A 7848-nucleotide genomic window follows, 5' to 3' on the forward strand; every position below is an offset into this window, starting at 1 on the left:
CTATGCGGAACTAACCAACGCTTATCTGGGTGCGAACTCTGTGACGTTGGTTGATGCCGATGACACGGCCACGATTGACCTGACCGATGCGGGCAACCTTGGCGGTGCGGGCGAGGCGGTGTTTGATGGCAATGCGGATTTGACGGTTGAAGGATCGTTTGATGCTGCAGTCAACTATGCGGAACTAACCAACGCTTATCTGGGTGCGAACTCTGTGACGCTGGCCGATGCCGATGACACAGCCACGATTGACCTGACCGATGCGGGCGACCTTGGCGGTGCGGGCGAAGCGGTGTTTGATGGCAATGCGGATCTGACGGTGGCAGGCAACTTCACTGCAGCCCTGGATTATACTGAACTGGCGACGACTTGGCTGGGCGCGAATAGCGTCACGCTGGACGACCTTGACGGTACGGTGAACATTGATCTTACAGATGCTGATGACATGATCGCCGGGGATGTCTTTGTGACGGGTACGGATGCGGTTGTGATGACCGATAGCTTCGACAACACGGTCGACTACTCGTTGTACAACACGACGTCGCTTGGCGGTGCTTCTGTGACGCTGGCCGATGCCGATGACACGGCCACGATTGACCTGACCGATGCGGGCAACCTTGGCGGTGCAGGCGAGGCGGTGTTCGATGGCGATGCGGATCTGACGGTTGAAGGATCGTTTGATGCTGCAGTCAACTATGCGGAACTAACCAACGCTTATCTGGGTGCGAACTCTGTGACGTTGGTTGATGCCGATGACACGGCCACGATTGACCTGACCGATGCGGGCAACCTTGGCGGTGCGGGCGAGGCGGTGTTTGATGGCAATGCGGATTTGACGGTTGAAGGATCGTTTGATGCTGCAGTCAACTATGCGGAACTAACCAACGCTTATCTGGGTGCGAACTCTGTGACGCTGGCCGATGCCGATGACACAGCCACGATTGACCTGACCGATGCGGGCGACCTTGGCGGTGCGGGCGAGGCGGTGTTCGATGGCAATGCGGATCTGACGGTGGCAGGCAACTTCACTGCAGCCCTGGATTATACTGAACTGGCGACGACTTGGCTGGGCGCGAATAGCGTCACGCTGGACGACCTTGACGGTACGGTGAACATTGATCTTACAGATGCTGATGACATGATCGCCGGGGATGTCTTTGTGACGGGTACGGATGCGGTTGTGATGACCGATAGCTTCGACAACACGGTCGACTACTCGTTGTACAACACGACGTCGCTTGGCGGTGCTTCTGTGACGCTGGCCGATGCCGATGACACGGCCACGATTGACCTGACCGATGCGGGCAACCTTGGCGGTGCAGGCGAAGCGGTGTTCGATGGCAATGCGGATCTGACGGTTGAAGGATCGTTTGATGCTGCAGTCAACTATGCGGAACTGAGCAACGCCTATCTGGGTGCGAACTCTGTGACGTTGGTTGATGACAACAACTCGGCCACGATTGACCTGACCGATGCGGGCGACCTTGGCGGTGCAGGCGAGGCGGTGTTCGATGGCGATGCGGATCTGACGGTTGAAGGATCGTTTGATGCTGCAGTCAACTATGCGGAACTAACCAACGCTTATCTGGGTGCGAACTCTGTGACGTTGGTTGATGCCGATGNAACCTTGGCGGTGCGGGCGAAGCGGAGTTCGATGGCAATGCGGATCTGACGGTGGCAGGCAACTTCACTGCAGCCCTGGATTATACTGAACTGGCGACGACTTGGCTGGGCGCGAATAGCGTCACGCTGGACGACCTTGACGGTACGGTGAACATTGATCTTACAGATGCTGATGACATGATCGCCGGGGATGTCTTTGTGACGGGTACGGATGCGGTTGTGATGACCGATAGCTTCGACAACACGGTCGACTACTCGTTGTACAACACGACGTCGCTTGGCGGTGCTTCTGTGACGCTGGCCGATGCCGATGACACGGCCACGATTGACCTGACCGATGCGGGCAACCTTGGCGGCACTGGCGAGGCGAAGTTCAATGGCCTGGTTGTCTTGACTGTTGCGGATGAGTTCGATGACAACTTCAACTATGCGGAACTGAGCAACGCCTATTTGGGTGCGAACTCTGTGACGTTGGTTGATGACGACAACTCGGCCACGATCGACTTTACTGATGTGGGCAACCTTGGCGGTGCAGGCGAGGCGAAGTTCGATGGCAACGTTAACCTGACCCTCTTTGTGACTGATGCCGAAGCTGCGACGATTGGGAACAATACGGCCAACTATACGGCTGCATTCCTCGGTGCTGCATCCGTTCGGATTGAAGGCGATGGTGCGATCACGCTTACCAAGACCCAATTGGACAATTTGCGTCTTGCCGGCATCCAGTTCACTGGCCTAGACGACATCACCCTTTCGGTGTCTGATGCAGATGTGACTGCAATCGCATTGAATGCAGGTAACTATGCAACCGGAACCATCAATTCCGCCAGCACCACGCTGGATTTGATTGATAACACAGTTACACTTAGTGTTACGCAATTGGATCTGCTTCGTTACGGTCCGGGTGACTTGCAGTTTGCCAGCACCGATGTGATCACAATCGCTGGTGACGATGCGGACCTTGATCAGGTGGCACAAAACTCTAGCGATTACGGCACAGCTGCGATTGGTGGTGCTAGCGTGATGCTTGACGGCGATGGATCGGTTTCTGTCACTCAAGATCACTTGCTCGGCTTGTTGGATGAAGGTGTGACCTTTAATCCGAACCTGACTAATGGCGATGTTGTCACCGTGCTTACGGGTACTGGCGGCGTCGACACTGGTGATATTGACGTTGCCCAATTGGCGGCCCGTGCTGCAGAATATTCGGCAATGGCACCACGGGGCATGACGATACTGGATGATGGAGCTGTCAACGTCAGCAAGAATGGTCTCGATGCGCTGCGTAATGCCGGCATCCGCTTCAGCGGCGGTGAGGCGATCCTGATCTCTGGGGCATCGGATGCCGATGTCGGCTTGATCCTAGGTGCGCAAAGCAACTACACCATCTCCGCCCTGGGCGGTGCATCGGTGACGATCGATGGTGATGGATCCATCGGAATACTGCGTCAAGTTGCTCAGTCGATGATCACAAACGGGCTTAGCTTCAAAGATGACAACGTTACGATCGGGACGATTAACGATATCGGCGTTTCGGCCATCACGAGCGATGCGGTTAATATGGCTAACCTGACCGCAAATGGTGGAACAGTGACGATTGATGACAGCCGAAATGCTGTCACAATCACGCTGGAACAGGCCACTACGCTGTTCAATGCGGGCATTTCGTTTGCAGCGACGGATGCACTGACCATCAGCGGTCAGTTCACCTCGACGACGAACTATGCAATGTTTGGCGCTCTGGGCGGTCTTTCGGTGACGTTGAACGATAGTGACGACAGTGCGCGTATCACGCAGGTTCAGTACGACACCTATGAAGGCACTGACTTCACCTTCCACAACAGCGATGTCCTGACGTTCCAAGCTGTCACCGGAGGTGAGAACTTTGACGGCACAGATTATAATATCCCGATGCGGGTTGGCATTACTGCGGGTTCTCAATCGTCGAGCTTCCTGTTCAACGATGTGGACGGAGACTTTGCATTTACCGATGGTGTCGACACCTTTACTGCGAATAACATCGCCGGGGTCTTGGTAATTGACAACTTCGACCCAGTAAACGATGACGATGTGCTTGATTTGTCTACATTCGACCTGTCGAACTTGACTGATAATAATGCGACCTTCATCAACACCGCCGTTTCTGAGATTGGTGAGGGTGAGTATGCGACCGTTCGAGGCAACTATGCGGGTGGAACGTTTACGTACAACTCTACAGGCACTGATTTGTTGGCGCTATGGGATGCCAACCCATCTGCCGGCGACGTGACGATGGTTGGTGTGGTTCTTACCAATACAACCGCGCTAACAGTCGGGACCTCGTTTATCTTTGGTTGATGGCTCATTCAGATAGATGAAGACTATGGGTGGAGTGTCTATGGCATTCCACCCAGTTTATTTTGGAAAAGTTAAGTTTTTTAGGAAAAGCCCATGACGTTAAGGCAAATTAAACCAGGTTCTTGGTCGATCAGCACACCTACTGCGGCCATCGCGGGGGGCTTTAACTGGAATGCGATCAGCGGCAGCGCGCTGAACCAGTCATTACTGCTGCAACGGATTTACTATGGCTCTTCAGCTTTAATCGATCTGGGAGGCGGCATCGATCGCCTTACTCTCGACTTCGCGGGTGCGGCCAATTTGGATTTGCGCAATGTTGAGTTTCTGGACGGCACCGCGCGCATGCTTACCACGGTCTTTCTGCTCAGTTCTCTCGGTAACACACTGACTACCAATGGGGGCATCCTCAACCTCTATGGCACCGGCAGGAACGATACGATCACTGTCACGGGCAACCGTGCCAACATCATGCAGACCAACAATACTATTACGACGGGCACCGGCGCCAATCTGATCGATTTGCGCGTCGGCAATGACCGTTTGATCCTCGTCAATGATATCGACCGCACAGGTGTCGACCGCTATGATGGCGGTGCAGGGACGAATATCCTTGAGCTGCGGAATACCAATGCGGGAATGCTTACCGTGACCTTCACGGCCAGCGATCTTGACATTCAGCGTTTCCAGACGGTCTTCATCAACAATCTTGGAGGCGGTAATGTGACCGCCGACTTCTCTGGCCAGTCGGAAAGCTTGCTTATCTATGACGCGCTGACGACTGTCGCAGCCGCCTCTTCAGGTGAGGATATCATTACCGGTGGCAGTGGTGCTGATACGATTTACGGTCGCTCAGGCCGCGACACGCTTTTTGGCCACATAGGCAACGATACGCTGTATGGCGGGGCAGATTACGACGTCATCAGCGGCGGCGACGGCATTGATCTGATATACGGAAATGGCGGCTACATCGTCCTGACCTTGAACGGTGAGTTAACCGTCATTGGCAACGACGTGACCGGTGGCGCCGGAGCGGATAGCTTCTATGTCGGCTATCAAGATAATGCTGTTACCACAATAACGAGCAGCAATGTTATTTCCCGCACGTCCGCCGCAACTGTAGCGAGCTCGGTGTCTCGGACGACCTTCAATACCGAAACCCCATTCGGCGCTGACCGGATAAAGGATTGGGATGCTGGTACTGACAATCTTTATGTTGGCGGCGGCGGCGTCGCTATCATCGATGGCCTGTATAATGTAAGCGGCCTGACCGGAGCCGACACAATCGATTTGCGCAACGGCCTGTCCGGCAAGGTTGTTCAAAATAGTGGCCTGATTGTCGCGCGCGGGCGCGATGGCAATGACACGCTGCGTGACAGCGGCGGCACCGATTTCCTTTACGGTAACAAGGGCAGCAACCAAATCAGCCTAGCCAGCGGTGGTACCGACCGCGTCTATATCGACACTTTGTCGGGCAAGCAGTACATTACTGGGTTTGAGGTTAGCGGCGACGATACGATTTATCTCGATAAGGGCGTTGTCAACGCGCTAGGTCAAAATACCGGCCGCAGCGGGACGGTGCATGATGCCAGCGGCGGTTACACAAACGGCCAGACCTTCAGAACGGGTGTCGACTATCTCTACGCAAACTTCTACTTCGGCCAGCTGCGCGGCTTTGGTCCTGGACCATATAGCAATGCACAGCATGACGCCGCTGAAAACAGGGGCGACAGCCAGAAGACGACCCCAATCGGTGGCGGCATGGTCGCGGCGGGCGCGGTGCTTCTTGCCGCTACTTTTGGTATTGTTGGGGCCAGCCTTGTCGTTTCTGGGGGGCTATTGCTTGAGGACGCGCGCGAACATGACAATTTAACTTATAACGGCGCGTTCAACAATAATGCCTATTTAAACTTGATGACAGCCTCGCGGACGGTCAATTCAACGGTTGGTGTTAATGACGACGGCACAAAATTCCTTGATTTCTTCTATAATCAGGGGGTCGTCGGCGATGGTTTCACACCCGTGCTCGAACTGTCGAACAAGTCAGGCGCGAGTGGCATTTACGGGCTTGTGGCGGTTAGGTCTGACGATGAAACATTCATCTTCCTAATTCGGTCTTCCGACAACCTGATAGAAAACCACGAAGCGTTGAAGATTGCCGAAATCAACGGCCATCGGGAAATGTCTGATTTTGTGATTTATGATGGTACAGCTGACCAGTATAATCCCTCAGCAGACCCGGTTCTCGCACTGGTGGAACCGACAATTACGGCAGTGAAAGAAACGGGTACAAATACCGCGATCAGCAATGGCGGCAAAACTGTTGCATTGAGCTCTGTTGTGTCCGTTTCACTGAGCCCCGCCTTGAGCCAGGCGACGGTTATTGAACTTTATGATGGGGCAGATCTCATCAACACGGTGACAGTATCTTCGGGTTCGTCGACCACAATCAATGATAGCCGTTCAATTTATGCAACGGTTGATCAGATTGATAGCGATGGCAATGGTAACCTTAACCCCCTTAGCCAGGATAATTTGTTCCGCTACGATTATGTAACTGCAGGTTACAGCATCTGGGTAACGGATACCGACACCGGCTTTGTGACAAAGTCGAACGTGTGGGCAGTGACCTATATGGGTATCGATCCGTCGTTCGTGATCGACGGCGGAGCCGGTTTTGACACTCTGCTGCTCGAAGAGACATCAGATCATCTTAACGCGCTAAGCAATGCCAAGCTTATCGGGATTGAACTGGTTGACGCCTCGGCTGCAGAGCAGGCCGTTACGATCGATCTCACAAATCAGACCGAAGCGTTTACGTTGAGCGGCAGCGAGCATAATGACACGATAAAGGGCGGGGCAGGGGACGACACCCTGATCGGCAATAAGGGTTCCGATGCGCTTTACGGGGGCGCTGGCAACGACATCTTTAGTTACAGCGCTTTGAGCAGTCCTTCAGTTACCGCAGTCCAATCCTTTGCTGCTGATTCATTGGTGGATGGCGGGGCGGATTTTGACACTCTGCGTCTGATTGGCGCAGTAACGCTTGTCGACAGCGACTTTACCAACACGGTATCGGTTGAAGCGCTCGATCTCGACAACACGGTAAACGACGTCACGCTCGCAACAGAGGCGGAAGCGGCGGGGACTTGGGTCATTTATGGGGGCTCCAGCACCGATACGATTAGCTGGGATTATGTGAGCCTTGGGGTCGAGATCTATGGCGGAGACGGCGATGATGTTATCGACAATAATGCCAGCCGGAATGTAGCAGATTACGTCGAAGGCGGCGAGGGTAATGATACGATCCGCGTCGGTGCAGGTAGCGATACCGTCTATGGCGGTGCCGGTAACGATTTGATTTACGGCGAAGACGGGAACGATATCCTCCTCGGGAACGACGGCGCAGACACGCTTTCGGGCGGGGGGGGCGTAGACGTTCTGACCGGTAACGCAGGTAATGATGCAATGACCGGTGGAACCGGTGCCGACACGTTCAATGTGGATGCGGGCAGCGATACCATCAGCGATTTAGGCGATGGTGCCGACATCGTGAAGGTTGAGATCGGCGCATCAATGACTGCCACGGCGGTGGCTGCTTGGACCGCAACGAGCGCAAGCTACAACAAGGCTGCGGCGGCCTCTGCCGCTACCGTCACAGCGTCGGGCTATAATATCGACGTTTCGGCCGCGGCCGGCACTAGGGGCTGGACGGTTACGAACAGTGGGAATGCAACCGGGGTGGCGCTGACGGGTTCAATCTATGCCGATACGATCACGGGTGGTTCGGGGAACGATACCATCACTGGCGGAGCCAGCGCGGACAGCCTTGTTGGTAATGCGGGTGATGACGTTTTCATTATTGCATTGGCTGGCCAACATGCCGGTGGA

At 54.6% G+C, this 7848-nt stretch carries 1 protein-coding gene and 1 pseudogene; both read left to right on the plus strand.

All coding sequences use genetic code 11. The features are described from left to right. Nucleotides 1–1674 precede the first annotated feature (1674 nt). On the plus strand, nucleotides 1675–3960 hold the full coding sequence (locus D7D48_RS10435) for a beta strand repeat-containing protein (protein WP_125231379.1): 2286 nt from the start codon (nucleotides 1675–1677) through the stop codon (nucleotides 3958–3960). A gap of 93 nt (nucleotides 3961–4053) precedes the next feature. Continuing rightward, a pseudogene (locus D7D48_RS10440) lies at nucleotides 4054–7848 on the plus strand (hypothetical protein); the annotation flags it as partial.

The sequence above is a fragment of the Sphingorhabdus wooponensis genome, from assembly GCF_003933235.1.
Taxonomy (GTDB): domain Bacteria; phylum Pseudomonadota; class Alphaproteobacteria; order Sphingomonadales; family Sphingomonadaceae; genus Sphingorhabdus_B; species Sphingorhabdus_B wooponensis.